Source organism: Actinomadura sp. NPDC048394 (genome assembly GCF_040651755.1).
GTDB classification, from domain to species: domain Bacteria; phylum Actinomycetota; class Actinomycetes; order Streptosporangiales; family Streptosporangiaceae; genus Spirillospora; species Spirillospora montaniterrae.
The window spans coordinates 1-25,631 of sequence record NZ_JBEZJL010000030.1; the positions used below are offsets into that span (position 1 = coordinate 1).

At 73.6% G+C, this 25,631-nt stretch carries 23 protein-coding genes; 15 read left to right on the forward strand and 8 right to left on the reverse strand.

What is annotated here, in order from left to right; all coding sequences use genetic code 11:
* Positions 1 to 262: 262 nt before the first annotated feature.
* The 3 genes from AB0C78_RS22615 to AB0C78_RS22625 form a co-directional block, all read right to left on the reverse strand.
* Positions 263 to 1,492: an acyl-CoA dehydrogenase family protein gene (locus AB0C78_RS22615; protein ID WP_360750917.1), complete on the reverse strand. Its 1,230-nt coding sequence runs from the start codon at positions 1,490 to 1,492 to the stop codon at positions 263 to 265.
* 146 nt (positions 1,493 to 1,638) lie between these two features.
* Positions 1,639 to 2,622 (reverse strand): glucosyl-3-phosphoglycerate synthase, encoded by a 984-nt coding sequence (locus AB0C78_RS22620; protein ID WP_151545108.1) that lies wholly within the window; start codon positions 2,620 to 2,622, stop codon positions 1,639 to 1,641.
* A 189-nt stretch (positions 2,623 to 2,811) separates the two neighbouring features.
* Complete coding sequence (locus tag AB0C78_RS22625; RefSeq protein WP_360750919.1) at positions 2,812 to 4,248, reverse strand: helix-turn-helix domain-containing protein; 1,437 nt, start codon at positions 4,246 to 4,248, stop codon at positions 2,812 to 2,814.
* Between the two features lie 150 nt (positions 4,249 to 4,398).
* On the opposite strand from AB0C78_RS22625, the gene aceA reads away from it, so the two are divergent.
* The 5 genes from aceA to AB0C78_RS22650 all read left to right on the forward strand — a co-directional run bounded on the left by aceA (position 4,399) and on the right by AB0C78_RS22650 (position 10,102).
* Positions 4,399 to 5,682 (forward strand): isocitrate lyase, encoded by a 1,284-nt coding sequence (gene aceA / locus AB0C78_RS22630; protein ID WP_360750921.1) that lies wholly within the window; start codon positions 4,399 to 4,401, stop codon positions 5,680 to 5,682.
* 202 nt (positions 5,683 to 5,884) lie between these two features.
* Positions 5,885 to 7,396 (forward strand): M1 family metallopeptidase, encoded by a 1,512-nt coding sequence (locus AB0C78_RS22635; RefSeq protein WP_360750923.1) that lies wholly within the window; start codon positions 5,885 to 5,887, stop codon positions 7,394 to 7,396.
* A gap of 100 nt (positions 7,397 to 7,496) precedes the next feature.
* Positions 7,497 to 8,285 (forward strand): ABC-2 family transporter protein, encoded by a 789-nt coding sequence (locus AB0C78_RS22640; RefSeq protein WP_360750925.1) that lies wholly within the window; start codon positions 7,497 to 7,499, stop codon positions 8,283 to 8,285.
* Entirely contained in the window at positions 8,278 to 9,093 is an 816-nt protein-coding gene (locus AB0C78_RS22645) for an ABC-2 family transporter protein (protein ID WP_360750927.1), read from the forward strand. Before AB0C78_RS22640 ends, AB0C78_RS22645 begins: the two co-directional genes overlap by 8 nt.
* Positions 9,094 to 9,121: 28 nt before the next feature.
* Positions 9,122 to 10,102, forward strand: a complete 981-nt coding sequence (locus AB0C78_RS22650; RefSeq protein ID WP_360751104.1) for an ATP-binding cassette domain-containing protein — start codon at positions 9,122 to 9,124, stop codon at positions 10,100 to 10,102.
* Here AB0C78_RS22650 and AB0C78_RS22655 read toward each other — a convergent pair.
* Together AB0C78_RS22655 and AB0C78_RS22660 are read right to left on the reverse strand one after the other, a co-directional pair.
* Positions 10,051 to 10,809: a response regulator gene (locus tag AB0C78_RS22655; protein WP_360750929.1), complete on the reverse strand. Its 759-nt coding sequence runs from the start codon at positions 10,807 to 10,809 to the stop codon at positions 10,051 to 10,053. The two genes, AB0C78_RS22650 and AB0C78_RS22655, sit on opposite strands and share 52 nt — an antisense overlap.
* A 44-nt stretch (positions 10,810 to 10,853) precedes the next feature.
* Positions 10,854 to 12,473 carry a sensor histidine kinase gene (locus tag AB0C78_RS22660; protein ID WP_360750931.1) on the reverse strand — a complete coding sequence of 540 codons (1,620 nt, stop codon included), beginning with the start codon at positions 12,471 to 12,473 and terminating at the stop codon, positions 10,854 to 10,856.
* A 158-nt stretch (positions 12,474 to 12,631) separates the two neighbouring features.
* On the opposite strand from AB0C78_RS22660, the gene AB0C78_RS22665 reads away from it, so the two are divergent.
* From AB0C78_RS22665 to AB0C78_RS22675, 3 genes are read left to right on the forward strand one after another with little or no spacing between them, the layout of a single operon-like run.
* Positions 12,632 to 13,489 carry an ABC transporter ATP-binding protein gene (locus AB0C78_RS22665; RefSeq protein ID WP_360750933.1) on the forward strand — a complete coding sequence of 286 codons (858 nt, stop codon included), beginning with the start codon at positions 12,632 to 12,634 and terminating at the stop codon, positions 13,487 to 13,489.
* Entirely contained in the window at positions 13,479 to 14,405 is a 927-nt protein-coding gene (locus AB0C78_RS22670) for an ABC transporter permease (protein ID WP_360750935.1), read from the forward strand. Before AB0C78_RS22665 ends, AB0C78_RS22670 begins: the two co-directional genes overlap by 11 nt.
* A gap of 41 nt (positions 14,406 to 14,446) precedes the next feature.
* Positions 14,447 to 15,499, forward strand: coding sequence for an ABC transporter substrate-binding protein (locus tag AB0C78_RS22675; protein WP_360750937.1), 1,053 nt, complete (start codon positions 14,447 to 14,449; stop codon positions 15,497 to 15,499).
* A gap of 123 nt (positions 15,500 to 15,622) precedes the next feature.
* Here AB0C78_RS22675 and AB0C78_RS22680 read toward each other — a convergent pair whose 3' ends face one another.
* Positions 15,623 to 16,096, reverse strand: coding sequence for a hypothetical protein (locus AB0C78_RS22680; RefSeq protein ID WP_360750939.1), 474 nt, complete (start codon positions 16,094 to 16,096; stop codon positions 15,623 to 15,625).
* A 290-nt stretch (positions 16,097 to 16,386) separates the two neighbouring features.
* On the opposite strand from AB0C78_RS22680, the gene AB0C78_RS22685 reads away from it, so the two are divergent.
* From AB0C78_RS22685 to AB0C78_RS22695, 3 genes are all read left to right on the forward strand, one after another.
* A complete protein-coding gene (locus AB0C78_RS22685; RefSeq protein ID WP_360750941.1) occupies positions 16,387 to 18,522 on the forward strand; it encodes a DUF6077 domain-containing protein in 2,136 nt (711 codons plus the stop codon).
* An 86-nt stretch (positions 18,523 to 18,608) separates the two neighbouring features.
* On the forward strand, positions 18,609 to 19,319 hold the full coding sequence (locus AB0C78_RS22690; protein ID WP_360750943.1) for a hypothetical protein: 711 nt from the start codon (positions 18,609 to 18,611) through the stop codon (positions 19,317 to 19,319).
* A gap of 6 nt (positions 19,320 to 19,325) precedes the next feature.
* On the forward strand, positions 19,326 to 19,883 hold the full coding sequence (locus AB0C78_RS22695) for a hypothetical protein (RefSeq protein WP_360750945.1): 558 nt from the start codon (positions 19,326 to 19,328) through the stop codon (positions 19,881 to 19,883).
* An 82-nt stretch (positions 19,884 to 19,965) separates the two neighbouring features.
* Here AB0C78_RS22695 and AB0C78_RS22700 read toward each other — a convergent pair whose 3' ends face one another.
* Entirely contained in the window at positions 19,966 to 21,393 is a 1,428-nt protein-coding gene (locus AB0C78_RS22700; protein ID WP_360750947.1) for an alpha/beta fold hydrolase, read from the reverse strand.
* Between the two features lie 98 nt (positions 21,394 to 21,491).
* Between AB0C78_RS22700 and AB0C78_RS22705 the strand changes: the two genes are divergently transcribed.
* The 4 genes from AB0C78_RS22705 (at position 21,492) to AB0C78_RS22720 (ending at position 25,326) form a co-directional block, all read left to right on the forward strand.
* Positions 21,492 to 22,901 carry an aldehyde dehydrogenase family protein gene (locus tag AB0C78_RS22705; protein ID WP_360750949.1) on the forward strand — a complete coding sequence of 470 codons (1,410 nt, stop codon included), beginning with the start codon at positions 21,492 to 21,494 and terminating at the stop codon, positions 22,899 to 22,901.
* Between the two features lie 183 nt (positions 22,902 to 23,084).
* Positions 23,085 to 23,834 (forward strand): hypothetical protein, encoded by a 750-nt coding sequence (locus AB0C78_RS22710; protein WP_360750951.1) that lies wholly within the window; start codon positions 23,085 to 23,087, stop codon positions 23,832 to 23,834.
* A 51-nt stretch (positions 23,835 to 23,885) separates the two neighbouring features.
* Positions 23,886 to 24,737, forward strand: coding sequence for an AraC family transcriptional regulator (locus AB0C78_RS22715; RefSeq protein WP_151546833.1), 852 nt, complete (start codon positions 23,886 to 23,888; stop codon positions 24,735 to 24,737).
* Positions 24,738 to 24,858: 121 nt separating this feature from the next.
* The gene (locus AB0C78_RS22720; protein ID WP_360750953.1) at positions 24,859 to 25,326 is read left to right on the forward strand and encodes a YkvA family protein; all 468 of its coding nucleotides are present in this window, start codon (positions 24,859 to 24,861) and stop codon (positions 25,324 to 25,326) included.
* Here the strand turns inward: AB0C78_RS22720 and AB0C78_RS22725 are convergent.
* Positions 25,271 to 25,600, reverse strand: coding sequence for a multidrug efflux SMR transporter (locus AB0C78_RS22725; protein ID WP_360750955.1), 330 nt, complete (start codon positions 25,598 to 25,600; stop codon positions 25,271 to 25,273). The two genes, AB0C78_RS22720 and AB0C78_RS22725, sit on opposite strands and share 56 nt — an antisense overlap.
* Positions 25,601 to 25,631 lie beyond the last annotated feature (31 nt).

A 25,631-nucleotide genomic window follows, 5' to 3' on the forward strand; every position in this document is an offset into this window, starting at 1 on the left:
GCCGCGGCGGCGCGCGACGCCCGGCTCCCGGAGCCCCGGCTGCTGGAGCTGCTCGACGACCCGGAGGCGGCCGGGAGCGCGGCGCGCAACCCCGGCCTGCCCGTGCCGGCGATGAAGCGGATCCTGTACGACGCCGCGATCATCTAGCGCCGCCGGTCATCCGGCGCCGCCCTTCGTCCGGCGCCGCCGATCATCGCGCGCCGCCGATCGTCCGGCGCCGCCGATCGTCCGGCGCCGCCGATCGTCCGGCGTCGCCGCTCGCCTAGCGGACCGGCAGGCCGGTGACGGTGCGGCCGATGACCAGGCGCTGGATCTCGCTGGTGCCCTCGAAGATCGTGAAGATCTTGGAGTCGCGGTGCATCCGCTCGACCGGGTACTCGCGGGTGTAGCCGTTGCCGCCGAGGATCTGGATCGCCTCCTCGGTGACGTACACCGACATCTCGCTGGCCATGAGCTTGGCCATCGAGCCCTCGGCGTTCTCGAAGTCCTTGCCGTTGCGGGCCATCCAGGCGGCCCGCCACACCATCAGGCGCGCGGCGTCCAGGCGGGTCTTCATGTCGGCGAGCTTGAAGGCGATGGCCTGGAAGTCGCCGATCTTCTTGCCGAACTGCTCGCGCTCCTGCGCGTACTGCAGGGCGTAGTCGTAGGCGGCGCGGCCGACGCCGAGGGCCATCGCGCCGACGGACGGCCGCGTGGTCTCGAACGTCTTCATCGCGGCCTGGCCCTTGGCGCTCTTGCCCTCGCGGGTCCGCGCGATGCGCTCGTCGAACTTCTCCTTGCCGCCGACGATGAGGTGGCTCGGGACGCGCACGTCGTCGAGGATGACCTCGGCGGTGTGGGAGGCGCGGATGCCGTGCTTCTTGAACTTCTGCCCCTGCTTGAGCCCGGGGGTGTTCGGCGGGACGATGAAGCTGGCCTGGCCGCGGCTGCCGAGCTCGGGGTGCACCGAGGCGACGACCACGTGGACGTCGGCGATGCCGCCGTTGGTCGCCCAGGTCTTGGTGCCGTTCAGCACCCACTCGTCCTTGGCCTCGTCGTACACGGCGCGGGTGCGGATGGAGCCGACGTCGCTGCCCGCGTCGGGCTCGGAGGCGCAGAACGCGCCGAGCTTGATGTCGTCGGCGGTGCCGAACATCTGCGGCACCCACTCGGTGACCTGCTCGGGGGTGCCGACGGCGGCCACGGACGCGGCGGCGAGGCCGGTGCCGACGATGGACAGGGCGATGCCCGCGTCGCCCCAGAACAGCTCCTCGAAGGCCACCGGGATGCCGAGGCCGGTCGGCTCCAGCCACTGGGTGGCGAAGAAGTCCAGCGAGTAGATCCCGACCTTGGACGCCTCCTGGATCAGCGGCCAGGGGGTCTCCTCCCGCTCGTCCCACTCCTCGGCGGCGGGGCGGATGACGTCCTTGGCGAACTCGTGCACCCAGTCCCTGACCTCGCGCACGTCCTCGCTGAGCTCCAGCGAGAACGGCGTGGACTCCGCGCTCGTCATGATTATTGACCCTTTCTCCAATATCGCCTGTTACCAACGGTAGCAGCATCATGTGCTACCGCGGGTAACACCGTGGCCGGAGTCACAGCCGGAAACGGCCGCGGAGACGGCGCCGGAGACGGCGCCGGAGATGGGGACGGCGCGGGTCAGCCGCGGCCGGACGAGAAGGACCGCGCGGCGGCGTACCCCGGTATCTCGATCATCGGCGGCCGCTCCCCCACGGCGACGTCGCTGGTCCGCGCGTCGTGCCCGGCCGCGGACCGGCGGAACTGGGTGAGCGCGGTGGAGGGCGCGCCGAGCGGGATCATCCGGCCGTGCCGCTCCAGCCGCGACCAGGCCGTCAGCATGATCTGGCCCGACATCGCGCCGAGCGCCTCGGTGGACTGGTGCGCGTGCACCCGGCGGCCGAGGTCGACCTGCGCGATCGCGTCCAGCCCGGCGTCCTGGTAGACGTCCAGCAGCAGGCCGAGCTCCACGCCGTAGCCGGTGACGAACGGCAGCCGCTCCAGCAGCGCGCGGCGGCCCGCGTACTCCCCGCCGAGCGGCTGCATCACCCCGGCCAGCAGCGGCCAGTGCATGTTGATCAGCGGGCGGGCGACCAGCTCGGTGACCCGCCCGCCGCCGCCCTCGACCCGCCGCTCCCCCTCGACCAGCGGGCGGTCGTAGCAGCCCTTGACGTACCCGACCGACGGGTCGGTCAGCAGCGGACCGAGCAGCCCGGTGACGTAGGACGAGGTGAACCCGCGCAGGTCGGCGTCCACGAACACGATCAGGTCGCCGGTGGTGGCGGCGAGGGACTTCCACAGCGCCTCGCCCTTGCCGGACATGCGGCCCTGCCCGGGCAGCACCTCGTCCTGCGCGACGACCTCGGCGCCCGCCGCGGCGGCGACGGCGGCGGTCCGGTCGGTGGAGCGGGAGTCCACGACGACGATCTCGTCGACCAGCGGGACCCGCTCCATCAGGTCGGTGCGGACGGCGGCGACGATCGCGCCGACGGTCGCCTCCTCATCGCGCGCGGGCAGCACGACGCTGATCCCGGCGCCGCCCTTGGCGTCCAGCAGGACGTGCGCCGGCCAGTCCTCGGCCGTGCTCGTGCGGCGCCGCAACCACGAAGCGACCTCTGGCAGCACGCGCTCTCCCTCCCGTGCGGACGGTCCCGCGACCGGCCCTCACCATGAGGAAACACCGGACACGTCCAGATCATTCACCGTCCGCGCGGCGAGCGGGCGGCCGACCCGAAGAGTTGACACCGGCGCAACGCGCCCGACATCCGCCGGCGTGGCCGGCGCCCGGCGGCGCGGCGCCCGTCGGCGCGGCCGTCACTCGGCGGCGTGCTTGTCGAGGAACTCGTAGACGTCGGCGTCGTCCACGCCCGGGAACGCGCCGGGCGGCAGCACCGACAGGACGTGCGAGTGCGCGCGGGCGGACGGCCAGGCCATCCCCTCCCACCGCTCGGCCAGCTCCTTGGGCGGGCGCTGGCAGCAGTCGCCGTCCGGGCACGCCGACTTGACCCGGCGGGTGGTCTCCCGGCCGCGGAACCAGCGGGAGTCCTCGAACCGGACGCCGAGCGTGATCGCGAAGTCGCGCTCGTGGCTCGGGTCGATGTGGGACAGGCACCAGTAGGTGCCCTTGGGGGTGTCGGTGTACTGGTAGTAGACGGAGAAGCGGTCGGCGGCGCCGAACACGTGCCGGCCGGCCCACTCGCGGCACATCCGCTGGCCCTCGATCGCGCCGTCCTCATCCTGCGGGAAGGCCAGGCCGTCGTTGGCGTACGCCTTATAGATCGTGCCGTTCTCGTCGTTCTTGGTGAAGTGCAGCTGCAGCCCGAGATGGTGGGTCGCCATGTTGGTGAAGCGGTGCGCGGCCATCTCGTAGGACACCGAGAACACGTCGGCGAGGTCCTCCACCGACAGCTCGCGCGCGGCCTTGGCCTCCTGCAGGAACGGGACGACGCTGCGCTCGGGCATCAGGATCGCGGCGCCGAAGTAGTTGGCCTCGACGCGCTGGCGCAGGAAGTCGGCGAAGTCGCGGGGCTGGTCGTGGTCGAGCGCGATGTGCCCGAGGGTCTGCAGCAGGATCGTGCGGGGCGTGTGCATGCCGAGCTGCTCGCGCTCCAGGTAGATCCGCCGGTTGCGCAGGTCGGTGACGGACCGGACGGAGCGCGGCAGGTCCTGGACGTACTGCAGGCTGAAGCCGAAGTGCCCGACGAGGGTCATCAGCATGCCCTGCGAGACCGCGCCGCCCCGGTAGCCGACCGCGTCGAGGGTCTGCGCGGCGACCCGCTCGATGTCGGGGAAGTGGTTGCCGCGCTCGTGCATCTGGCGGCGCAGCTCGGCGTTGGCCTTGCGGGCCTCCTCGGGGCTCGCGGTCGGCTTGGTGCGGCTGCGCTTCAGCTCCCCGTAGAGGGCGAGGATGTGCTCGATCACCTCGTTCGGCATCCGCTTGCCGACCTTGAGGTGCGACAGCCCGAGGGTGCGGTACAGCGGGTCGCGCTGCGCCTCCTCCAGCTGGATCTCCAGCTGCGCGCGGCGGCTCGGCGGCTGGCGGCGCAGCAGTTCTTCCACCGGGCACTCCAGCGCGGTGGCGAGGGCCTGCAGCAGCGACAGCTTGGGCTCGCGCCGGCCGTTCTCCAGCAGCGAGAGCTGGGACGGGGCGCGGCCGACGCGCTCGCCGAGGTCGGACAGCGTCATGCCGCGGCTGCGCCGCAGGTGGCGGAGCCGCTGCCCGAAGGTGACGAGGTCTACATCACTCGTCAAGTTGAGGGGTTCTTCTGGCCGCAAGGTCGTCACGGCTTCATCGTAGCGGAAATTTCGCGATTCTTCTGTTACTCACGAGTTCATTTAGGGGTTGCGGCCCGGGCATAGTCATGACCAAGCACCCAGGGGACGACACGGAAGGGCAAGACAATGAGCGACAGTCGCCTCAAGGGCGCAGCCGAGGAGCTGCAGCGGCAGTGGGAGACCGACGAGCGCTGGAAGGGCGTCAAGCGGACCTACACGGCCGAGGACGTCGTCCGCATCCGCGGCTCGGTCCAGGAGGAGCACACCCTCGCGCGCCTCGGCGCGGAGCGGCTCTGGAAGCTCCTGCACGAGGAGGACTACGTCCACTCCCTCGGCGCGCTCACCGGGCTCCAGGCCGTCCAGCAGGTGAAGGCCGGCCTCAAGGCCATCTACCTGTCCGGCTGGCAGGTCGCGGCGGACGCCAACCTGGCGGGCCAGACCTACCCGGACCAGAGCATCTACCCGGCGAACTCGGTCCCGGCCGTCGTGCGCCGCATCAACAACGCGCTGCTGCGCGCCGACCAGGTCCAGTGGGCCGAGGGCGAGGGCGACACGCACTTCCTCGCCCCGATCGTGGCCGACGCCGAGGCCGGCTTCGGCGGCGTGCTGAACGCCTTCGAGCTGATGAAGGGCATGATCGCCGCGGGCGCCGCGGGCGTGCACTGGGAGGACCAGCTGGCCTCCGAGAAGAAGTGCGGCCACCTCGGCGGCAAGGTCCTCATCCCGACCTCGCAGCACATCAAGACCCTGAACACCGCCCGCCTCGCCGCGGACATCTCCAACGTGCCGTCCCTGATCATCGCGCGGACCGACGCCGAGGCCGCGACCCTGATCACGACGGACGTGGACGAGCGCGACCGCGAGTTCATCACCGGCGAGCGCACCGCCGAGGGCTTCTACCGGGTCCGCAACGGCATCGAGCCCTGCATCGCCCGCGCCAAGGCCTACGCGCCGTACTCCGACCTCATCTGGATGGAGACCGGCACCCCGGACCTGGAGCAGGCCCGCAAGTTCGCCGAGGCGGTCAAGGCCGAGTACCCGGACCAGATGCTGGCCTACAACTGCTCGCCGTCCTTCAACTGGAAGGCGCACCTGGACGACGCGACGATCGCGAAGTTCCAGCGCGAGCTCGGCCACATGGGCTTCAAGTTCCAGTTCATCACGCTGGCCGGCTTCCACGCGCTCAACTACGGCATGTTCGACCTGGCGCACGGCTACGCCCGCGAGGGCATGACGGCCTACGTCGAGCTGCAGGAGCGCGAGTTCGCGGCGGCCGAGAAGGGCTTCACGGCGGTCAAGCACCAGCGCGAGGCCGGCACCGGCTACTTCGACATGGTGAGCACCGCGATCGCTCCGGACTCGTCCACCACGGCGCTCAAGGGCTCCACCGAGGAGGGCCAGTTCCACTGAGCCGATCCGGTGATCCGGTGAGCTGATCAAGGCCTGTCGCCCCAGGCCTGATCCGGGCAGAAGGCCCCCGCGTCCCTACACCCGCGGGGGCCTTCTGATGTCCGGACCATGATCGGCCAAATCAGGAGCAAGTCTCGACATGTAGCGATATTGGGGGCATCGTAAGCACGCTTGTGATCACTCAAGGGAGAGGATCCTTCCGATGGCGCAGCGCCACCCCCGCTTCCATCCGTTCCGGGCGACCCCCGGGCGCACGCTCCCGATCGCCGTCGCCGCCCTCTGCGTCGTCGCGCTCGCCCCCGCGGCGTCCGCCGCCGCCCAGCACCGCTACACGCCCGGCGCCGAGGGCGTCGGGGACGCCTACTTCCCGCTCGAGGGCAACGGCGGCTACGACGCGCAGAACTACGCGCTGGACCTCACCTACGACCCCGACTACGACCAGCTCGACGGCGTGGTCACCATGACCGCGCGGGCCACCCAGGACCTGTCGAGCTTCGACCTGGACCTGTCCGGCATGGACGTCCAGCGCGTCAAGGTCGACAAGCACAAGGCCGACTACAAGCGGCGCGGCCAGGAGCTGGTCATCACGCCGCGCAAGGGCATCCGCGAGGGCGCGACGTTCACCACCGTGATCACCTACGGCGGCGTCCCGCAGACGATCGTGGGCTCCCCGATCGTGTTCGGCTCGCCCTACGGCTTCCTGCACACCCCGGACGGCGCGTTCGTCGGCGACGAGCCCAACGGCGCGTCCACCTGGTTCCCGGTCAACGACCACCCGAGCGACAAGGCGACCTACGACTTCGAGATCACGGTGCCGAAGGGGCTGACCGTGGTCGCGAACGGCCTGCCCGACGGGCAGCGCAGCGGGAACGCGGCGTTCAGCCGCCGCGCCGCCGCCACCGCCGCGAGCACGTTCAAGTGGCGCGAGCGCTACCCGATGGCCAGCTACCTGGCCACCATCGACATCGGCAAGTGGGACGTCAAGCAGGGCAAGACGCCCGGCGGCATCAACAACTACACCGCCGTCGACCCGGTGCTGCTGCAGGACCAGCCGGACGCGGTGAACTTCTTCTACGACACCACCAGCGAGGCCACCGACCTGTGGTCGCAGCTGTTCGGCAAGTACGCGTTCGAGACGACCGGCGCGATCGGCGACGACGCCCGCTACAACGGCGAGCCGCTCGGGTTCTCCCTGGAGACGCAGAGCAAGCCGGTGTACTCGGCCGTCCGCAGCACCTCCACGATCGCGCACGAGCTGGCGCACCAGTGGTTCGGCGACGCGGTGTCGCCGGAGCGCTGGAAGGACGTGTGGCTGAACGAGAGCTTCGCGACCTTCGCGCAGTGGTACTGGAGCGAGAAGCACGGCGGCGCGACCGTCCACGACCAGGCCCGCGCCACCTACAACTCGCGGCCCTTCCCGGACCCGGCGGGCCGTCCCTTCTGGTCGGTCGTCACCGCCGACCCGCAGCGCGACACGATGTTCAACCAGCGGGTCTACAGCGGCGGCGGCATGGCGCTGGAGTTCCTGCGCGAGAAGATCGGTGACGACAAGTTCTTCTCGGTGCTGCGCACCTGGTACGCCCAGCACAAGTACGGCAACGGCACCACCGAGCAGTTCACGGCGCTGGCCCAGCAGATCGCCGGCCAGGACCTGACGCCGTTCTTCAAGGACTGGCTCTACTCCCCGATCAAGCCCTCCCTCCCCCAGGGCTGACCCGGCGCGCGCGAGCGAGCGCGGCCCGGGCGGACGGCCCGGCGGTCACTGTGCGAAATTACGTGGTCGCCGGGCCGTCCCTTGTCTAGGCTTCCGGCAAGTGGGCGTCCTTCCGTGGGTGTGGTGGTACGGGCTGCGCCGCCACGCCGCCTACCCGCTCGGCTCCCTGGCCGAGTCCTTGACCAACACCGCGTTCGGGTTCGTCCGCGCCTACGTCCTGCTGGCGCTCTGGCACGCCCGTCCCGCCCTCGGCGGCTACGACGCGGCCGACGCCGTCACGTTCTGCTTCCTCACCCAGGCGCTGATCGGCCCGGTGCAGATCTTCGGCGGGATGGACCTCACCGAGCGGATCCGCAACGGCGACGTCGCGATCGACCTGCACCGCCCGGTCGGGCTGCAGGGCTGGTGGCTCGCCGAGGACCTCGGCCGCGCCACCGGGTCGCTGCTGCTGCGCGCCGGGCCGCCGCTGGCCGCGGGCGCGCTGCTGTTCCCCTTCCACTGGCCCGGCCCGGCCGGGCTCGCCGCGTTCACGGCGGCGGTCGCGCTGGGCGCCCTGGTGAGCTTCGCGATCCGCTACCTGGTGGCGCTCGGCATGTTCTGGCTGCACGACGACCGGGGCCTGAACGCGGTCACGCTCGTGATGTCGCTGTTCTTCTCCGGGATGATCCTGCCGCTGGTGGTCTTCCCCGGGCGGCTCGGCGACATCGCACTGCTGCTGCCCTGGGCGGCGCAGCTCCAGGTGCCGGCGGACGTGTTCCTCGGCCACCGCACCGGCGCGGGGCTGCTCGGCGCGCTGGCGTTCCAGGCCGGCTGGGCGGCGGTCCTGCTCGCCGCCGGGTGGCTGCTGACCCGCGCGGCGCGCCGGAAGCTGGTGATCCACGGTGGTTGAGCGCGGAACGCGGCCGGTGCGGACGTACGCGCTGCTGGCGTGGACGTGGATCCGCGCGGCGGCGCAGTACCCGGTGTCGCTGGCGCTGCTCGCGGTGGCGACCGCGGTCGTCAGCTTCCTGGACGCCGCCGCGATCCTCGTGCTGTTCTCGCGGGCGCCGCGCATCGCCGGGTTCACCGCGCCCGAGGTGCTCTTCCTCTACGCCACGAGCGCCCTGTCGTTCACGGTCTCCGACCTGCTGCTCGGCACCACCGAGCAGCTCGGCGAGCGGGTGCGGCTGGGGACCCTGGACGCGGTCCTCGTGCGACCGGTGAGCCCGCTGATCCAGCTCGCGACCGAGAACTTCTCCGCCCGCCGGCTCGGCAAGCTCATCCCGGCGACGGCGGTCCTCGCGTTCGCGCTGCCCCGGCTGGACGTGCCGTGGACGCCGGGCCGCGTCGCGATGATCCCGCTGATGGCGGTGTCCGGGACGGCGATCTTCGCGGGGCTGTGGGTGCTGACGGCGGCGGTGCAGTTCGTGCTGGTCGACAGCCACGGCGCCACGAAGTCGCTCACCTACGGCGGCGCGTTCGTCACCCAGTACCCGATGACGGTGTTCGCCCGCGACTTCGTGCGCGGGGTGACGTTCGTCGTGCCGCTGGCGTTCGTCAACTGGCAGCCCGCGCTGTACGTCCTGGACCGGCCGGACCCGCTCGGGCTGCCGGCGGCGGCGCGGTTCGCCTCCCCCGCCATCGCCGCCGCGCTGTGCGCCGCGGCGGCCGTCGCCTGGCGGGCGGGGATCCGGCACTACCGATCGACAGGGAGCTGAGCCGATGCCGGCGATCGAGGACGGGCCGATGATCGAGGCCCGGGACGTCGTCAAGTCGTTCACCGTCCGCGGGCGCGCCGGCGGGCGGCGGCGCGCCCGGACCACGCTGCGCGCCGTGGACGGGGTGTCGTTCACCGTCGGGCGCGGCGAGTTCGTCGGCTACCTCGGGCCGAACGGCGCGGGCAAGTCGACGACGATCAAGATGCTGACCGGGATCCTGACGGCCTCGTCCGGCGGCCTGCGGGTGTGCGGGCTCGACCCGTCGCGCCGCCGGACGGCCCTCGCCCGCCGGATCGGCGTCGTGTTCGGGCAGCGCACGACGCTGTGGTGGGACCTGCCGCTGCGCGACAGCCTCACGCTCGTCCGGCGGCTGTACCGGGTCGACGCGGCGGCGCACCGGGCGCGGCTGGCGGAGCTGACCGCGCTGCTGGAGCTGGAGCCGTTCCTGCACACGCCGGTGCGGCAGCTCAGCCTCGGCCAGCGGATGCGCGGCGACCTCGCCGCCGCGCTGCTGCACGACCCGGAGCTGCTGGTGCTGGACGAGCCGACGATCGGGCTGGACGTGGTGAGCAAGACGACCGTCCGCGACTTCCTGGAGCGGATCAACCGGGAGCGCGGCACCACGATCCTGCTGACCACGCACGACCTCGGCGACATCGAGCGGCTCTGCCGCCGCGTCATGATCATCGACCGGGGGCGGCTCGCCTACGACGGCGGGCTGGACGAGCTGCGCCGCACCGTCGACGCCGACCGGACGCTGGTGGTCGAGCTGGCCGCGCCGGCCCCGCCGATCGCGCTCGGGGAGATCACGGCCGAGCGGGTCGAGGGGGCGCGGCAGTGGCTGCGGATCCCGCGCGAGGAGAACGCCGCGGCGCTGGTGGCGGCGCTCGCCGAGCGCCACGAGATCCGCGACATCGCGCTGCGCGAGGCCGGCATCGAGGAGGTGCTCGCCGGCCTCTACCGCGGCGACCACGCGTACTGGTGCTCGGGACGGCCCGTCGCGCCGTAGCGCAGCGTCACCACGACCCGGCCGGACTGGGCGAGCCCGGCGAGGTAGCGCTGCGCGGTGGCGCGGGAGATCCCGACGAGGTCGGCGACCTCGGCCGCCGAGCGCGGCTCGTCCGCCGCCCGCAGCGCCTCGGCGATCAGCCGGGCCGTCACCGGCGACTGCCCCTTCGGCGCGGACGGCTCGGCGTGCAGCGGCGCGTACAGGGCGCGCAGCGCGCCGTCGAGGGCGGCCTGCGACAGCGCGTTCCCGCCGGCCAGCGCGGCCCGGTAGCGGGCGTAGGCGGTGAGCCGCTCGCCGAGCGCGGCGGCGGTGAACGGCTTGATCAGGTAGTGCAGCGCGCCGCCGGCGAGCGCCTCCCGGACGACGCCGGGGTCCGCCGCGGCGGTCGCCATGATCACGTCCGCCGACAGCTCCGGCAGCAGCGCCAGGCCCGGCTCGTCCGGCAGGTAGACGTCCAGCAGGACGAGGTCGGGCGCCAGCTCGGCGGCCATCGACCGGGCCTCGGCGGCGGTGTGCGCGAGGCCCGTGACGGCGAAGCCGGGCAGGCCCGCCACGAACCCGGCGTGCACCTGCGCCACCCGGAAGTCGTCGTCCACCACCAGCACCCCGATCACCGCGCCGCCTTCCCGCTCCCCGATCGCGGCGCCGCGCTCGGCCGCCGCACCGCCTCCATGCCCGGCCGACGCACCGGCTGCGCGCCCTGTCACCGCACCGGCTCCATGTCCGGTCACCGCACCGGCTGCGCGCCCGGTCACCGGGCCGCCTCCGCGCCCAGGACGCCGGGCAGCCGGGCCAGCGCGACCGCGCCCGTCCCGTCCCCGCCCGGGTCGACGAACGCGACGTCGCCGTCGCGGGCCCGGGCGGTGCGGCGGGCGAGCCCGAGGCCGAGGCCGCGCGAGCGCCCGCCGGCCGCCTCCCGGGTGGACACCCCGTCGTCGAAGACGGCCTCGCGCAGCCCCTCCGGCAGCCCGTCGCCGGAGTCGGCGACGGTGACGTGCAGGTCGCGGCCGTCGCCGAGCAGCTCGACCTCCACCCGGGCGGGGCGGCGGCGGCCGAGCCGGGCGGCCTCGACGGCGTTGTCGACGAGGTTCCCGACGACCGTCGTCACGTCCAGCGGCTCGGCGACCCGGCCCGGCACGTAGCTGGCGGAGCCGATGTCCAGCCGGACGCCCTTCTCGGCGGCGACCGCCGACTTCGCCGCCAGGAAGGCCCGCAGGTAGGGGTCGGTGAGCGGGTCGGGCAGCTCCTCCTCGGCGGGCAGCCGGCCCACCTCGTCGTCCATCAGCGCGCCGAGGTAGCCGGCGGCCTCCTCGGCGTGCCCGAGCTGGAGCAGCCCGGACAGGGTGTGCAGCCGGTTGGCGTACTCGTGCCGCTGCGCGCGCAGCGCGTCGAACAGCGTGCTGACCGAGTCCAGCTCGCGGGCGAGGGTCTCCAGGTCGGTGCGGTCGCGCAGGGTGACCACGGCGCCGAGGTCGCGGCCGTCGCGGCGGACCTCCCGCCGGTTCACCACCAGCACCCGCTCCCCGGCGGTGACGAACAGGTTGGCGGCCTCGCGGGCACCGGTCAGCACGTCCCGCAGCGCCCCCACCGGCGCGAGCCCGGCGGCGGCCGCGCCGCGCTCGGGGGCCGCGCCGAGGAGCCGGGCCGCCTCGTCGTTGCAGACCGCGACGCGGCCCGCCGTGTCGACCGCCACCACGCCCTCCCCGACGCCGTGCAGGACGGCCTCCCGCTCCTGCACCAGCTCGGCCAGCTCGTACGGTTCCAGGCCGAGCGTCTGGCGCTTCAGCCGGCGGCCGATCGCGGCCGAGGCCAGCACCCCGAGCAGCACGGCGCCGGCGATGAACAGCGTCAGGTCGCGCAGCAGGCGGTCGAGCTCCTGGTCGATCGCGCCCGCGTCGAACCCGACGCTGACCTCGCCGAGGACGCCGCCCTGCGGCCCGTACAGCGGCACCTTGCCGCGCGCGGACAGGCCGAGGGTGCCGCGCTCGACGTTGACGACCTCGTGCCCGGCGAGCGCCGCCGACGGGTCGGTGCTCACCCGCCGGCCGACCTCGGACGGCGTCGGATGCGAGTACCGGATGCCGCGCCGGTCGGTCACCACGACGAACAGGGCGCCGGTGCGGATCCGGACGCGCTCGGCGCGCTCCTGCACGACGTGCCCGGGATCGCCCGCGGCGACCGCGGCCTCGATCTGCGGGTCGACGGCGACGGCGCGGGCGACGGTGAGGGCCCGCTGCCCGTACTGGTCGCGCAGCTCGCCGTCCAGCATCCAGGCGACCAGCCCGTAGCCGAGGCATGCCACGACGACGACCACGCCCACCTGCAGGATCAGCACCTGCCGGGCGAAGGGGATGCGGGGCCGGACGGACATGACCCGCACCGTACGTCACGGCGGGCCCCGCCGCCCAGACCCCGGCGAGCAAAAAGAGCAGAAGTCCGGAATACGCGCTCAACGTGGGAATTCGCGGCTTGCGAGCACATCGCGGGCAAGGGTTCCGGTGACGCGGGCCACATCCCTACGGTGCCGCCATGCCCAAGCGAGCAACCACCCCCGAGAACGCGGACGACGGCCGCGTGAGCACGGGCGATCCCGTCATCGAGCTGCGGGGCGCGACCAAGCGCTTCCGCTCGTCCGGCGGCGGCGTGCACACCGCGGTCCGCGACCTGAACATGACCGTCCGGGCCGGCGAGTTCGTCGCCGTGGTCGGGCCGACCGGCTGCGGGAAGTCCACCACCCTGTCCCTGGTGTCCGGCCTGGAGCCGGCGTCGGAGGGCAGCGCCCTCGTGCACGGCCGGCCCGTCGAGGGCATCCCCGACGGCGTCGGCTACATGTTCCAGAACGACGCCGTGCTGCCGTGGCGGACCGTCCTGGACAACGTCGCGACCGGCCCCCGGTACCGCGGGACCGGCAAGCGGGAGGCCCGCGAGCGCGCCCGCGACTGGGTCGCCCGGGTCGGCCTCGAAGGGTTCGAGGGCTACTACCCGCACCAGCTGTCCGGCGGGATGCGCAAGCGCGTCGCGCTCGCCCAGACGCTGGTCAACGAGCCGTCGGTGCTGCTGATGGACGAGCCGTTCTCGGCGCTGGACGTGCAGACCCGCGGGCTCATGCAGGACGAGCTGCTGCGGCTGTGGTCGGGCTCGGGCGCGGCGGTCGTGTTCGTCACCCACGACCTGGAGGAGGCGCTCGTCCTCGCCGACCGGGTCGTGGTCATGACGGCCGGGCCCGCCACGATCAAGGGCACGTTCGCGGTGCCGCTGGAGCGGCCGCGCGACGCCGAGGAGGTGCGGCTCACCGCGGAGTTCCTGGACGTCTACCGGGAGGTCTGGGAGTCGCTGCGCGAAGAGGTCCAGATCACCAGGGAGAGGGGCGCCGGCCATGCCGCGTGAATCGGAGACCGTGCAGGCCGCCGAGGCCGCGCCGGAGGCACTCGCGGTCCCGGCCCCGGCCCCGGGCGGGCCGCCCGGCGGCCCGGACGAGTCCGCCGCGATCGCGCGGATGCGCTCGGCCGGGCTCCGCCGCCGGATCGGCGTCAACGGCGTCCGCGTCCTGCTCGTCGCGGCGTGGCTCGGCTCGTGGGAGCTGGCCGCCCGCAACTGGATCGACCCGTTCTACTACTCGATGCCGTCGAAGATCTGGAGCCGGCTGGCCGGCTGGTTCACCGACGGGACCTCGCAGGGCTCGATCTGGGAGCAGATCTCCTACACCCTGCAGGAGGCGGTGGCGGGCTTCGTGCTCGGCGCCGCGGGCGGCGTGGTGCTCGGCATCGTGCTCGGCCGCAGCCGCTACCTGTCCGACGTGTGCGCGCCGTTCATCAAGGCGGTGAACGCGATCCCGCGGATCATCCTCGCCTCGCTGTTCGTGATCTGGTTCGGGCTCGGCATGGAGTCCAAGATCGCGACCGCGTTCGTGCTGGTGTTCTTCGCGGTGTTCTTCAACGCCTTCCAGGGCGCCCGCGAGGTCGACCGGAACCTGGTGAACAACGCCCGGATCCTCGGCGCCGGCCGGATGCAGGTGCTGTGGACGATCGTGGTGCCGAGCGCCACCTCGTGGATCCTCGCCTCGCTGCACTCGGCGTTCGGGTTCGCGATCATCGGCGCGATCGTCGGCGAGTACAGCGGCGCCGACAAGGGCCTCGGCCTGCTCATCAACCACTCCCAGGGCACCTTCGACTCGGCCGGCATCTACGCCGGAATGATCATCATCACGGTGCTGGCGCTGCTCGCCGAGTGGCTGCTCACCATGGTCGAGGGCCGGCTGCTGCGCTGGCGCCCGCCGGCCGCCGGCGCCGACCCGCAGATCTGACCGGGCCCCACCCCACCCCCCGCACGACCAGGAGAACCACCATGCGCACCACCCCGATCCGCGTCACCGCCGCGGCGGTCGCCGCCCTCACCGCCCTGTCCGTCTCGGCCTGCCGCGACTCGCGCGGCGGCGGGGACGGCGGCGGGAAGGACGGCGGCACCGTCAAGATCATGGTCGGCGGCATCGACAAGGTCATCTACCTGCCCGCCAAGCTCACCGAGCAGCTCGGCTACTTCAAGGAGCAGGGCCTCGACGTCCAGCTGCTCACCGAGCCGGCCGGCGCGCAGGCCGAGAACGTGCTGATCTCCGGGGACGTCCAGGGCGTCGTCGGGTTCTACGACCACACCATCGACCTGCAGACCAAGGGCAAGTGCGTGCAGAGCGTCGTGCAGATGGCCGACGTGCCCGGCGAGGCGGAGATGGTCGCGGCGAAGAAGGCGGGCTCGCTGGCCTCGCCCGCTGCGTTCAAGGGCAAGAAGCTCGGCGTGACCAGCCCGGGCTCGTCCACCGACTTCATCACCCGGGCGCTCGCGGTCCGCAACGGCGTGAAGACCGCTGACTACACGACGGTGAAGGCGGGCGCCGGCCCGACGTTCATCTCGACGCTGGACAACGGCGGCATCGACGCCGGCATGACCACCGACCCGACCATCGCCAAGCTCGTCAGCACCGGCAAGGCGAAGGTCATGGTCGAGATGCGCACCGAGGACGGCACCCGCAAGGCGCTCGGCGGGCTGTACCCGTCCAGCTCGCTGTACATGGACTGCTCGTACGTGAAGTCCCACGCCGAGACGGTACAGAAGCTCGCGAACGCGTTCGTCAAGACGCTGGGCTGGATCAAGCAGCACAAGCCGGCGGAGATCGCGGCGAAGATGCCGGCCGACTACGCGGGCGGCGACCCGAAGCTGTACGAGAAGGCGATCACCGACTCGATCAGCATGTTCAACGGCGACGGCGTCATGCCGGCCGAGGGCGCGAAGAACGTGCTGGAGGTGCTGGCCCAGTTCTCGCCCAACGTGCAGGGCAAGAAGGACCAGGTGGACCTGTCGAAGACCTACACGACCCAGTTCGTCACCAAGGCGAAGCAGTCCTGACGGACGGCGCCCCAAGGGGCGTGGTGGAGGCGGGCCGGACCTTACGCGGAGGTCCGGCCCGCTCGCATTCACGGGCGGCCCGTCCCGCGTCAGGACGGGCGCCGTCCCGCCGCCGGACCGCCGTCAGCGGCCCGCGGCGGAGTAGAAGTCCACGTCGGCGGCCTCGTCGTCGCGGCGGCCGGAGCCCCAGCGGCGCGGCGCCCAGGACGGCATCAGCAGCGCGAATCCCATCATCGCGTACATCCCTGAGCCGAGCAGGGTCCGCAGACCGTCGTCCATGTCGCCCGAGGGTGGCACCTTGGAGGGCAGGTCCAGGACGCGGCCGGGGTCGATGAGGAAGGCGACCGAGAAGCCGAGCAGCGCCAGCGCGGGCACGAGCGACACGAGCGGCGACGCCCAGCGGGCCACGATGATCACGCCCATCACCAGGCCGACGGCGGCGAGCAGCGCGAAGGCCCCGTAGATGCGGGTGCGGTCGGTGATCTCCTGGCCGGTCCCGTCGAAGGACTGCCCGCCCTGCACGAAACCCCAGGCGGCGCCGTACGCCAGCGCGGGCGTCAGCAGGACGCCGAGGACGAAGCCGAACGCGTGGCGCACCGCGCATCACATCCCATCGAACGCGCGCCCTTCCGGTGACCGGTCCATCAGAACATGCCCACCGGGCACGGCGCAGTAAATCCGGACTTATTGCCCCTCGCCGTGCGATCACCGGCAGGCCGTGCAGCGAATCTTCAGCGAACCTCCAGGAATCGGCGGCGGACGGCCAACCGCCCCGCCGGGCCGGGCGTCCTACGCAACAAGATCAATTCCGCGGCCGCCGCGAACGCGTTCCGCCTCTGCGGCGAAGAAAGAGGCAACGACAGCACGCCATGGCTCTCGGGGGAAGCATGATCGGATCAAGGGGGCCCGCCGCCGGCGGCCTCGGCGGCGCCGCGCCGGACGCGGCCCGCACCGGACGCACCGGACGCACCGGACGCGCCGGGGACGCGGCGCTCGACGCCTCCGTCCTGCTCTTCGCGGTGTGGACGGTCGTCTACCACCTCGGCCTGCTGCTGCGGCCGCCGACCTGGGCGCTCGTCGCGTGCTGGCTCGGCGCGTCCGCCGCGGCCGCCGCCGTGTGGGCGCTGCGCCGGCGGCGGGACCGGCCGGGACGCGGGCCGCTGTGGCCAGAGCCCGCCGCGCCGCGCTCCCCCGCCCCCTCGCGCGCCCCCTCGCGCGCCCTCGCCCTGGTCGCCGTCGGGGCGGGGGTCGTCGCGGGCGCCTGCGCGGGCCTGCAGACGTCCGGCGCTCCGTGGTGGTGCGCCTGGGCGTTCGGATTGGTCTCCGCCGCCGCGTCCGCCGCCTGCCTGCTGTTCCGCCGATCCCCCGCCGATGCGCCGCCCGCACCGGACGAGCCCTCCCGGGACGAGCCCTCCCGGCCCGAGCCATCTCGGGACGAGCCCTCCCGGATCGAGGCGTCCGCGAGCCGGTGGGGGACGCCGCTCGCGCTCGCCACCGCCGCCGGGTTCTCGGCCGCCTCCCTGTTCATCGTCAACTCCGACGGCGACGACTCCTACTTCGTATCCCGGTCCGTCGCGACGGCCGCGCTCGGCCGCATCCCCTTCAAGGACGCCATCTTCACCTCCGGGGCGGTCGGCCCGGTCGCCGGCGAGCCGCCGGTCTCCTCGATCGAGGTCCTCGCCGGGAGCCTCGCGCGGATCGCCGGCGTCCCGACGGCGTCCTTCGTGTACTACCTGCTGCTGCCGGTCGTGACGTTCGCCGCGGTGTGGGCCGTGTGGCGGCTGTCGCGCACGTGGGCGCCGCGCCGGGCGGTGGCGTGCTTCGCGATCGCGGCCGTGTACCTGCTGTGGTCGGGGCTCGGCCCCGCGTCGCTCGGGTCGTTCCACCTGCTGCGGATGTGGCAGGGCAAGGCCGTGATGGTTTCGGCGCTCGTCCCGCTGCTGTACGTCCACCTCACGCGCTGGGCCGAGCGGCGGAGGCGGCGCGACCTGGTGATGCTCGCCGCCTGCGGGGTCGCCGCGACGGGGCTGACCTCCTCGGCCGCGTTCGTCCTGCCGCTGGTCGTCGGCGCCGCCGCGGTGCCGCTGATCGTGTCCGGGCGGGTCCGGACGGGCCTGGCGGCCTGCGTCGCGCTCGCCTATCCGGTCGCGGCGGGCGCGGTGGTCACGCTGCAGAACCACGACACCTCCGTGACGGGATTCGTCGGTGACGCCTCCGACGACTTCCGGTGGGTGCTGCTGTACTCCGCGCCGGGCGTCCTCGCGGGGTGCGCGCTGTGGCTCGCGCCGTGGACGGCGCGCCGCGGCGTGCCCGCGCTCATCGGCACCGGAGTGGCCGTGGTGATCACGCTGCTGCTGGTGCCGGGCGTCCTCGGCCTCGCGGCGGACGTGACGGGGGCGGGCCAGGTGCTGTGGCGGACGATGTGGGTCGTGCCCGCGCCCGTCCTGATCGGGCTGCTCGCCACGGTGCGGATCCCGCTGCCCGCCGGCGGGCAGCGGGCGTTCGGCGTGCTCGCCGCCGCGCTGCCGGCCGCCGCCCTGGCGGTCACGATGGTCGCGGGCGGGACGCCGGTCTGGTCGGCGGAGAACGGCTCGATCGTCGCGTCGCGCCCGTCGTGGAAGCTTCCGCCGGAGCAGGTGGGGACGGCCCGCGCGGTCGTCGCCCTGGCCCGGACCGGCGGCGTGGTCGTGATGCCGCCGCCCTACATGCGCGCGGTGCCGCTGCTGACCGCCCGTGTCCACGCGGCGAACCCCAACAGCCACTACCTCCGGAACCTGCCCGTTCCGGCCCGGTTCGTGACCGACCGGCGGGTGCTGACCGCGGCGGTGCGCCGGCCGGGCGGCTGGAAGCCCGCGCTCGCCGACCTCCAGGGGGCGGTCCGCCGGGCCGGCGTCGTCGTCGCCTGCGCGCACCCGCGCGACCTGCGCGGACTGGCCCTGCTGGAGCAGGCCGGGCTGTCGGGTCGCCGCTGGGTCGGCCATCTGGTCTGCCTCTTCTCCCGGCCGGGACCGCGCACCCCTTAGGGCACTTTCCCCCTTAGGTCTGTTTCGACCGCGTCTGTCCGGGCATCGGCGCTCCATTCGATCCGACGCACGTTGGAGGACAGACAATGTCGACCGCCGTCATGGTCGTCATCGCCCTGATCATCATCGCCGCCGTCGCCGCGGTCGCGTTCCTCGCCGCGCGGCAGGCGCGGACGCAGCGGCTGCGCAGGCGCTTCGGCCCCGAGTACGACCGGGCCGTGGAGCAGCACGGCGGCCGCGCCGCCGCCGAGCGGGAACTGCTCGGCCGCGAGCGGCGCCACAAGGAGCTGGAGCTGCGCGACCTCGACCCGCGGCGCCGCGAGCAGTACCGCGAGCAGTGGGTGGCCGTCCAGGAGCGCTTCGTGGACGCGCCCCGGTCGGCGGTGGAGCAGGCCGACGGCCTGGTCACCGTCGTGATGGGCGAGCGCGGCTACCCCACGAGCGGGTTCGAGGAGAAGGCCGAGCACCTGTCGGTGGAGCACGGCCGCACGCTCGAGCACTACCGGCGCGGCCACGACATCGGCGGGCGCGCCGCCGGCGGGGAGGCGTCCACCGAGGAGCTGCGGCAGGCCATGGTGCACTACCGCGCCCTGTTCGAGGACCTGCTGTCCGTCCCCGCCCAGCGCTCCGCGCCCGACGACGCCGCCCGCGGCCCCGCACCCGGCGACGCCCCCGCGGCCGGTGACGCCGGCCGGAGCGCCGCGCCCGAGCGGGACGCCCGGGTGCCCGGCCCGCGCGCCGGCGAGCCCGGCGACGGGCGGACCGGCCGGGACGACGAGCGGACCACGAGGAGCTGAGCGCCGATGCAGCACAGGTCACCGGAGCAGGCGGCGTCCCCCGCCGGCGGGACGGCCGCGGACGAGCGGGCCCGCGCCGCCGGGACGGCGGACCCGGGCGTGGCCGGAGACGTCCACGTCGCCGGTCCGCCCCCGGCGCCGGCGGCGGACCCCGATCCCGCCGAGGACACCTCGCCCGATCCCGTCCCGGCCGCGGGGCTGGCCGACGACGAGGTGGCGACCGGCTTCCCGAGCCCCGGCCCCGGCGGGGCCCGGCCCGGCCTGCACCCGACGCCCGCCGGGCTCGGCGGCGTCCCGGAGCGGCTGTTCGACCCGGCGGACGCCGAGCGGTTCCGGGAGCGCTGGCACGAGGTGCAGTCGGGCTTCATCGACGACCCGGCCGAGTCCGTCCGCGCGGCCGACGCGCTCACGGCCGAGGCGGTCGAGGCGCTGAGCCGCTCGGTCGGGACGCACCGCCGGGCGCTCTCCGACGAGGTCGGGCGGCACGACGCCCCGGACACCGAGCGGCTCCGCCTCGCGTTGCGCGGGTACCGGGACCTGCTGGAACGGATCTTCGCCGCCTGACCACGCCCCCATCGGAACGATGACCGGCGCCTGGAGTTCCAGGCGCCGGTCTTCCGTTCGCCCGTAGACCGTCGTGGAACGGTCAGCCGTTGAGGAACCGGTACACGGCCTCGCGGCCCTGCGTGCCGCGCTCGCGGTTCTGGATGGAGTGGGACGCGCCCTTCACCACGACGAGGCGGCCGAGCGGGGCGCGGCGGAGTTCCTCGCGGGCCCATTCCAGCGGCGTGGACAGGTCGCGGTCGCCGTTCAGGAGCAGGATCGGTACGGCGGGCAACCGGTCCGTCCGCGGCTCGGCGGTGTGCCGCGCCCACGGCCAGTGCAGGCACTCCTGGACGAAGCCGTCGCCCACGGCGGTGTCCGCGGTGAACGGCCAGGTGGCGGAGGCGGGAAGGGTCCGGCGGACGCGCTGCAGCGCGGCCTCCCGCCCGGCGAGCGGCGCCTCGGACGTGCCCCACGGGAACTGCCCGTCGCCGCAGATGGTGGCGATGTGCAGCCCGGAGCTGTAGTCGGCGACCGGGTCGCCGCCGGAGTTCATCATCCGCAGCAGCGCGTCGAGCCGGGCCGGTTCTCCGTGGCGGGCCTGGTGGAGGGCGGTGACGACGTCGCCGGATCCGGCGGGGATGCCGCCCGGGTCGGGGTTGCGATAGGTGGGGTCGAGGAACTCGTAGCTGACGAGCATGTCCCAGATGAGGACGGGGTCGGTGCGGTGCCGGGCGAGCCAAGCGAGGTCCTGCGCCGGGTCGAACCCGCAGGCCGGTGCGGTCGCGCAGGCGTCGCGGAGCACCCGGGCCGTGGCGCGCAGGCTGGTGAGGTAGAGCATGTCGTCGTGCTGCGGGTCGACGTGCGGGAGCACCGAGTCGAGGACGACCTTGTCCACGTTGTGCGGATGAGCGACGGCGTAGCTCGCGGCGGTCACGGTGCCGTAGGAGACGCCGTCGAGGACCATCTCGCGGACGCCGAGCGCGCGGCGCAGCAGGTCGAGGTCGCCGACGGTCTGCTCGGTCGTGTAGTAGCCGCGCCGGTCGCCGAGGATCCCGGCGCATTCGCGGACGGCGTCCGGGGTGGGCGGCTCGATGTCGCTGCTGCCGACCTCGGCCTGGAGCTTCGGGCAGTCGAGGGCGCCGTACTCGCCGGTGCCGCGCTGGTCGATGGTGACGAACCGGTAGTTCTTCGCCAGCTCCGGGAGCCTCTGCTCGGCCATGCGGGAGATGAAGGGCACGCCGGGCTGGCCCGGCCCTCCCGTCAGGAACAGCAGGACGCCCTTGGGCGCGCGGACGTTGTCCCCTGTGGCCACTTGGAGCTTGAGCGTCCCTTTGGCGGGGTCCCGGTGGTCGAGCGGGACGGTCAGCGTCGAGCAGGTGTAACCGGGCTGGCCGGCGCACGGGTGGGGGTCCGCCAGCCGGGGTGCTCGGACGGAGGGGGCCGCGTGGGTGGCGGCGGCCGCCGGCGCCCCGCCGGATGCGGCGAGGGCGAGGGTCAGAGCGGACACCGCGATGAGAGGTAAGCGCATGGGCTGATCATCCGCCGCCGGGGGCGCTCGTCAAGAGGGCGCCCCAGGGTGAATACTGAACGTCATTCGGTTAGCCGCCCCCCGAGCGGAGGAGCAACGTGTCCGAGAACTTCGCGATGACCATCGACGGCGCGGCGGTGGCCGCGCCCGCCACCTTCGGAGTGATCAACCCGGCGACCGGCGAGGTGGCCGAGCAGGCGCCCGACGCCTCCCGCGAGCAGCTGGACACGGCGATGGCCGCCGCCCAGGCCGCCTACCCCGCGTGGCGCCGCGACGAGTCGGCCCGGCGCAAGGCGCTGCTGGCCGCCGCCGACGTGCTCTTCGCCCGGTCCGAGGAGATCGGCCGCATCCTGACGCTGGAGCAGGGCAAGCCGCTCGCCGACGGGACGATGGAGGTCGTCGGCGCCGGGGTGTGGCTCAAGTACTTCGCCGAGCTGGACCTGCCCCGCGAGATCATCCAGGACGACGACAACGCCGTGGTCGAGGTCGTCCGCCGGCCGATGGGCGTCGTCGCCGCCATCACCCCGTGGAACTTCCCGCTGCTGCTGGCGGTCTGGAAGATCGCGCCGGCGCTGCTGGCGGGCAACACGATGGTGCTGAAGCCGTCCCCGTTCACGCCGCTGTCCAGCCTGAAGCTCGGCGAGGTGCTGCGCGACGTGCTGCCGCCCGGCGTGCTCAACGTGGTCACCGGCGGCGACGAGCTGGGCGCCTGGATGACCGCGCACGACACGCCGCGCAAGATCAGCTTCACCGGCAGCGTCGCCACCGGCAAGCGGGTCGCCGCGGCCGCCGCGCCGGACCTCAAGCGGGTCACGCTGGAGCTCGGCGGCAACGACCCGGCGATCCTGCTCGACGACGCCGACCCGGCGGCGGTCGCGCCGAAGCTGTTCGGCGGCGCGTTTCAGAACAACGGCCAGGTCTGCTCGGCGATCAAGCGGGTCTACGTGCCGGAGGCGCTGTACGGCGACGTGGTCGACGCGCTGGCCGAGCAGGCGAAGGCCGCGAAGGTCGGCAACGGCATGGAGGAGGGCGTCCAGTACGGGCCCATCAACAACAGGCCGCAGTACGAGCGGGTCAGCGAGCTGGTCGCCGACGCGCTCGCCGGCGGCGCCCGCGCCGCGGCCGGCGGCAAGCCGATCGACGGTCCCGGCTACTTCTTCGAGCCGACGATCCTCGCCGACATCGCCGACGGCGCCCGGATCGTGGACGAGGAGCAGTTCGGGCCCGCGCTGCCGATCATCAAGTACACCGACCTGGACGAGGCGCTCGCCCGCGCGAACGGCACCCACTTCGGGCTGTCCGGCTCGGTGTGGAGCGCCGACGCCGACCGCGCGGCGGAGGTCGCCGCGGAGCTGGAGTGCGGCACCGCCTGGGTGAACACCCACCTCGCGCTCGCGCCGCACCAGCCGTTCGGCGGCTTCAAGTGGAGCGGCGTCGGCGTCGAGAACGGCCCGTGGGGCCTGTACGGCTTCACCGAGATGCAGGTGATCCACCGCTCGAAGCACTGAGCGCCCGGCGCGAGGGGGCCGCCGGCCCCCTCGCGCGGTGCTCCCCACGCCGATCGACATGTGCGGTAAGTCACGACTTCGAGTCCGGAAAGTGACATCACCACTACTGGCGGTCCGCTGCCGGAATGGGACACTTTCTGAGCGGGGGCCGCCGCACCGCACCGCCGACCGTGGAGGAGCCGGATGCAGACATGGGACGTCATCCGCCAGGACGATCTCGGCAACAAGTTCCATCTGGCCGCGCACGACTCGCGGATCTCCGCGCTTGCGCAGGTCCTGGCCATGGAGAGCGGCGTCCCGCACAAGCAGTCGTACTGGGTGGAAGGGCCGCCGGGCCCGTCCGTCCGGACCAACCGCGACCTCTACCTGATCTTCCTGCACCTCGGCCAGGAGGCCCGCGCCGCCTCGTGGTCGCTGTCGGCGTTCCTGCGCGCGCTGTGGAAGGTGTCGGCTCCGCTCCGCGACAACGCGCGCCTCGAACCCGACGACGTCGCGGCGATGTTCGCCGCCGCGTCCACCACCCCGCCCGCCGGCTTCGACCCGGCCTGGAGCGCCAAGGACCTGTCCCTGCCCGGTGACGAGCCCGAGGGGTACGCCGACTGGGAGCGGGTCGTGCTGTCCCAGATCGCCGACCTGGAGGACTTCCTCGCCAGCCCGCCGGGACCGCAGGCGCGGTTCGGCGTCGACGCGCCCCGCCCGCCCGGCTCGGGGGCCCGCGCCACCCCGGCCCGCTGGTACAACTTCGACCCGGCGACGTACCTGGAGTGCGCGGTCGCCGGGAGCCTCGGCGGCTGGGACGCGGCGGACGGCGCGCGGGTGCCGGTGCCCACCGCGCCCGGGGAGCCGCCCGCCCGCTCCTACGTCCGCGAGATCACCACGATGACCTGGGGCGACCTGGCCCGGATCGCGGTGTGCGGGCAGATGTACGAGTGAGCCGGCCCGCGCGGCGGCGCGATGTCGGCGGCGGGTGGTAGTAGTGGGGGCATGGTCGACAGGCCGGTCGAGATCCGCGACCGGGGAGGCTGGCTGGAGGCGCGCGGGCGCCCGCACCGCGCGCTGCGCCCCTTCCTGCGCGTCTACCAGGGGTACTGGGAGCCGGTGGCCGTCCCGTCCCGGATGCGCACGCTGCCGACCCGCAGCGCCGTCGTCATCGTCAACCTGGGCCCGCCGATGCGGCTGGCGACGCCGTCCGACGCCGGCACCGAGTACGGGTCGTTCGTCGCGGGCATGCACGACGGCCACGGCGAGTACACGACGCCCGGCGGGCAGCACGGCGTGCAGCTCGACGTCACCCCGCTCGGCGCGTACACGCTGCTCGGCGTGCCGATGGCCCGGATCACCAACGCGGCCGTCGAGCTGCCGGACCTGCTCGGGCCGGGCGCCGCGGCGCTCGTCGAGCGGCTCGCCGGGACGCCGTCCTGGGCGGCCCGGTTCGACCTGCTGGACGCGTTCCTGCTGCGCCGGCTGGAGATCGGCCCCGTCCCCGACCCGGAGGTCGCGCGGGCGTGGCGGCTGCTGGACGGCACCGGCGGCGCGGTCGGCGTCGCGCGGCTCGCCGAGGACGTCGGGTGGAGCCGGCGGCACCTCACCCAGCGGTTCACCGAGCAGGCCGGGCTGCCGCCGAAGGTGATGGGCCGGGTCCTGCGGTTCCAGCGCGCCGTGGGGCTGCTGTCGCGCGGCGGGCTCGGCCTGGCGGAGGCCGCCGCGGTCTGCGGCTACTACGACCAGGCGCACCTGAACCGGGAGTTCCGCGCGCTGGCCGGCTGCACGCCGTCGGAGCTGCTCGGCGGCATGCTCGAGCAGCAGCGCGTCACCACCGCCGCCGAACCCGCCTGACCGGCGCCGGAGCCCGCCCGACCCGCGCCCGGGCACCCGTTCGTCCCGGCGTCCGGACGTCCGGGCGAATGGAACGCGCCCGAGCGGAAATACCGCAGTCGACTCCCCCCGGAGGTGCACGATGGCCTGGCTCGGAGTGGTCCTGCTCGTCGCGGGCGGCGCCACCGTCCTCACCGCCGACGGCCGCCTCGGCGGCGTCGATCTCACCCTCGCGGGCGCCGTCGCGCTGGCCGCCGGCGCCTTCCTGCTGGTCGCGGGGATCCTGCGGCTGCGCCGGCGGCGCCGCCTCGGCCCGGTGGCCGGGGGCGCGCAGGCGTACTACCGGACGTCCACCGGCAAGATCGTCGCGATGGTCGTCGCGGTGGTGTACATCGTGTCGCCCATCGACCTGATCCCCGACGTGTTCCTGCCGGTCGGCGTCGTGGACGACGCCACCGCGCTCGCCTGGCTGCTGTTCGCGCTCGGCCAGGAGTACACCCGCCGCTCGCGCGCGCGGCGCGCGGTCACCGCGGGCCCGGAGCGCGCGCCGGAGCCTAGCCCCGGCTCACTCCCCCGCCGAGGTTCATCACGATCACGCCCAGCACGATGATCACCGCGCCGGCGATCGTCAGCGGCCTGACCTGCTCGTCGAACAGCACGACGCCGCCGACGAAGGCCCCGATGGTGCCGAGCGCGGACCAGATCGCGTAGACGGGCCCGACGTTCAGCGACGTCAGCGCCTTCGCCATGAACACGAACGAGATCAGGTAGCCGGCCACCACCAGGACGGACGGCCCGAGCCTGCTCATCCCCTCCGAGGCGCGCATCGCCAGCGTGGCGGTGACCTCGAAGGCGATCGCGAAGGCCAGCAGGACGTACGGCATCGCAGGAGTCTAGCCGCGCCCACCCGGGCGC

Bases quoted from the DNA above. Each gene is read 5' to 3' on its own strand.
- AB0C78_RS22615 (WP_360750917.1), bottom strand. From the start codon at position 1,492: ATGACGAGCGCGGAGTCCACGCCGTTCTCGCTGGAGCTCAGCGAGGAC.
- AB0C78_RS22635 (WP_360750923.1), top strand. From the start codon at position 5,885: ATGGCGCAGCGCCACCCCCGCTTCCATCCGTTCCGGGCGACCCCCGGG.
- AB0C78_RS22700 (WP_360750947.1), bottom strand. From the start codon at position 21,393: ATGCGCTTACCTCTCATCGCGGTGTCCGCTCTGACCCTCGCCCTCGCC.
- AB0C78_RS22710 (WP_360750951.1), top strand. From the start codon at position 23,085: ATGCAGACATGGGACGTCATCCGCCAGGACGATCTCGGCAACAAGTTC.
- AB0C78_RS22660 (WP_360750931.1), bottom strand. From the start codon at position 12,473: ATGTCCGTCCGGCCCCGCATCCCCTTCGCCCGGCAGGTGCTGATCCTG.
- AB0C78_RS22720 (WP_360750953.1), top strand. From the start codon at position 24,859: ATGGCCTGGCTCGGAGTGGTCCTGCTCGTCGCGGGCGGCGCCACCGTC.
- AB0C78_RS22670 (WP_360750935.1), top strand. From the start codon at position 13,479: ATGCCGCGTGAATCGGAGACCGTGCAGGCCGCCGAGGCCGCGCCGGAG.
- AB0C78_RS22675 (WP_360750937.1), top strand. From the start codon at position 14,447: ATGCGCACCACCCCGATCCGCGTCACCGCCGCGGCGGTCGCCGCCCTC.
- aceA (WP_360750921.1), top strand. From the start codon at position 4,399: ATGAGCGACAGTCGCCTCAAGGGCGCAGCCGAGGAGCTGCAGCGGCAG.
- AB0C78_RS22725 (WP_360750955.1), bottom strand. From the start codon at position 25,600: ATGCCGTACGTCCTGCTGGCCTTCGCGATCGCCTTCGAGGTCACCGCC.
- AB0C78_RS22715 (WP_151546833.1), top strand. From the start codon at position 23,886: ATGGTCGACAGGCCGGTCGAGATCCGCGACCGGGGAGGCTGGCTGGAG.
- AB0C78_RS22690 (WP_360750943.1), top strand. From the start codon at position 18,609: ATGTCGACCGCCGTCATGGTCGTCATCGCCCTGATCATCATCGCCGCC.
- AB0C78_RS22685 (WP_360750941.1), top strand. From the start codon at position 16,387: ATGATCGGATCAAGGGGGCCCGCCGCCGGCGGCCTCGGCGGCGCCGCG.
- AB0C78_RS22695 (WP_360750945.1), top strand. From the start codon at position 19,326: ATGCAGCACAGGTCACCGGAGCAGGCGGCGTCCCCCGCCGGCGGGACG.
- AB0C78_RS22665 (WP_360750933.1), top strand. From the start codon at position 12,632: ATGCCCAAGCGAGCAACCACCCCCGAGAACGCGGACGACGGCCGCGTG.
- AB0C78_RS22650 (WP_360751104.1), top strand. From the start codon at position 9,122: ATGATCGAGGCCCGGGACGTCGTCAAGTCGTTCACCGTCCGCGGGCGC.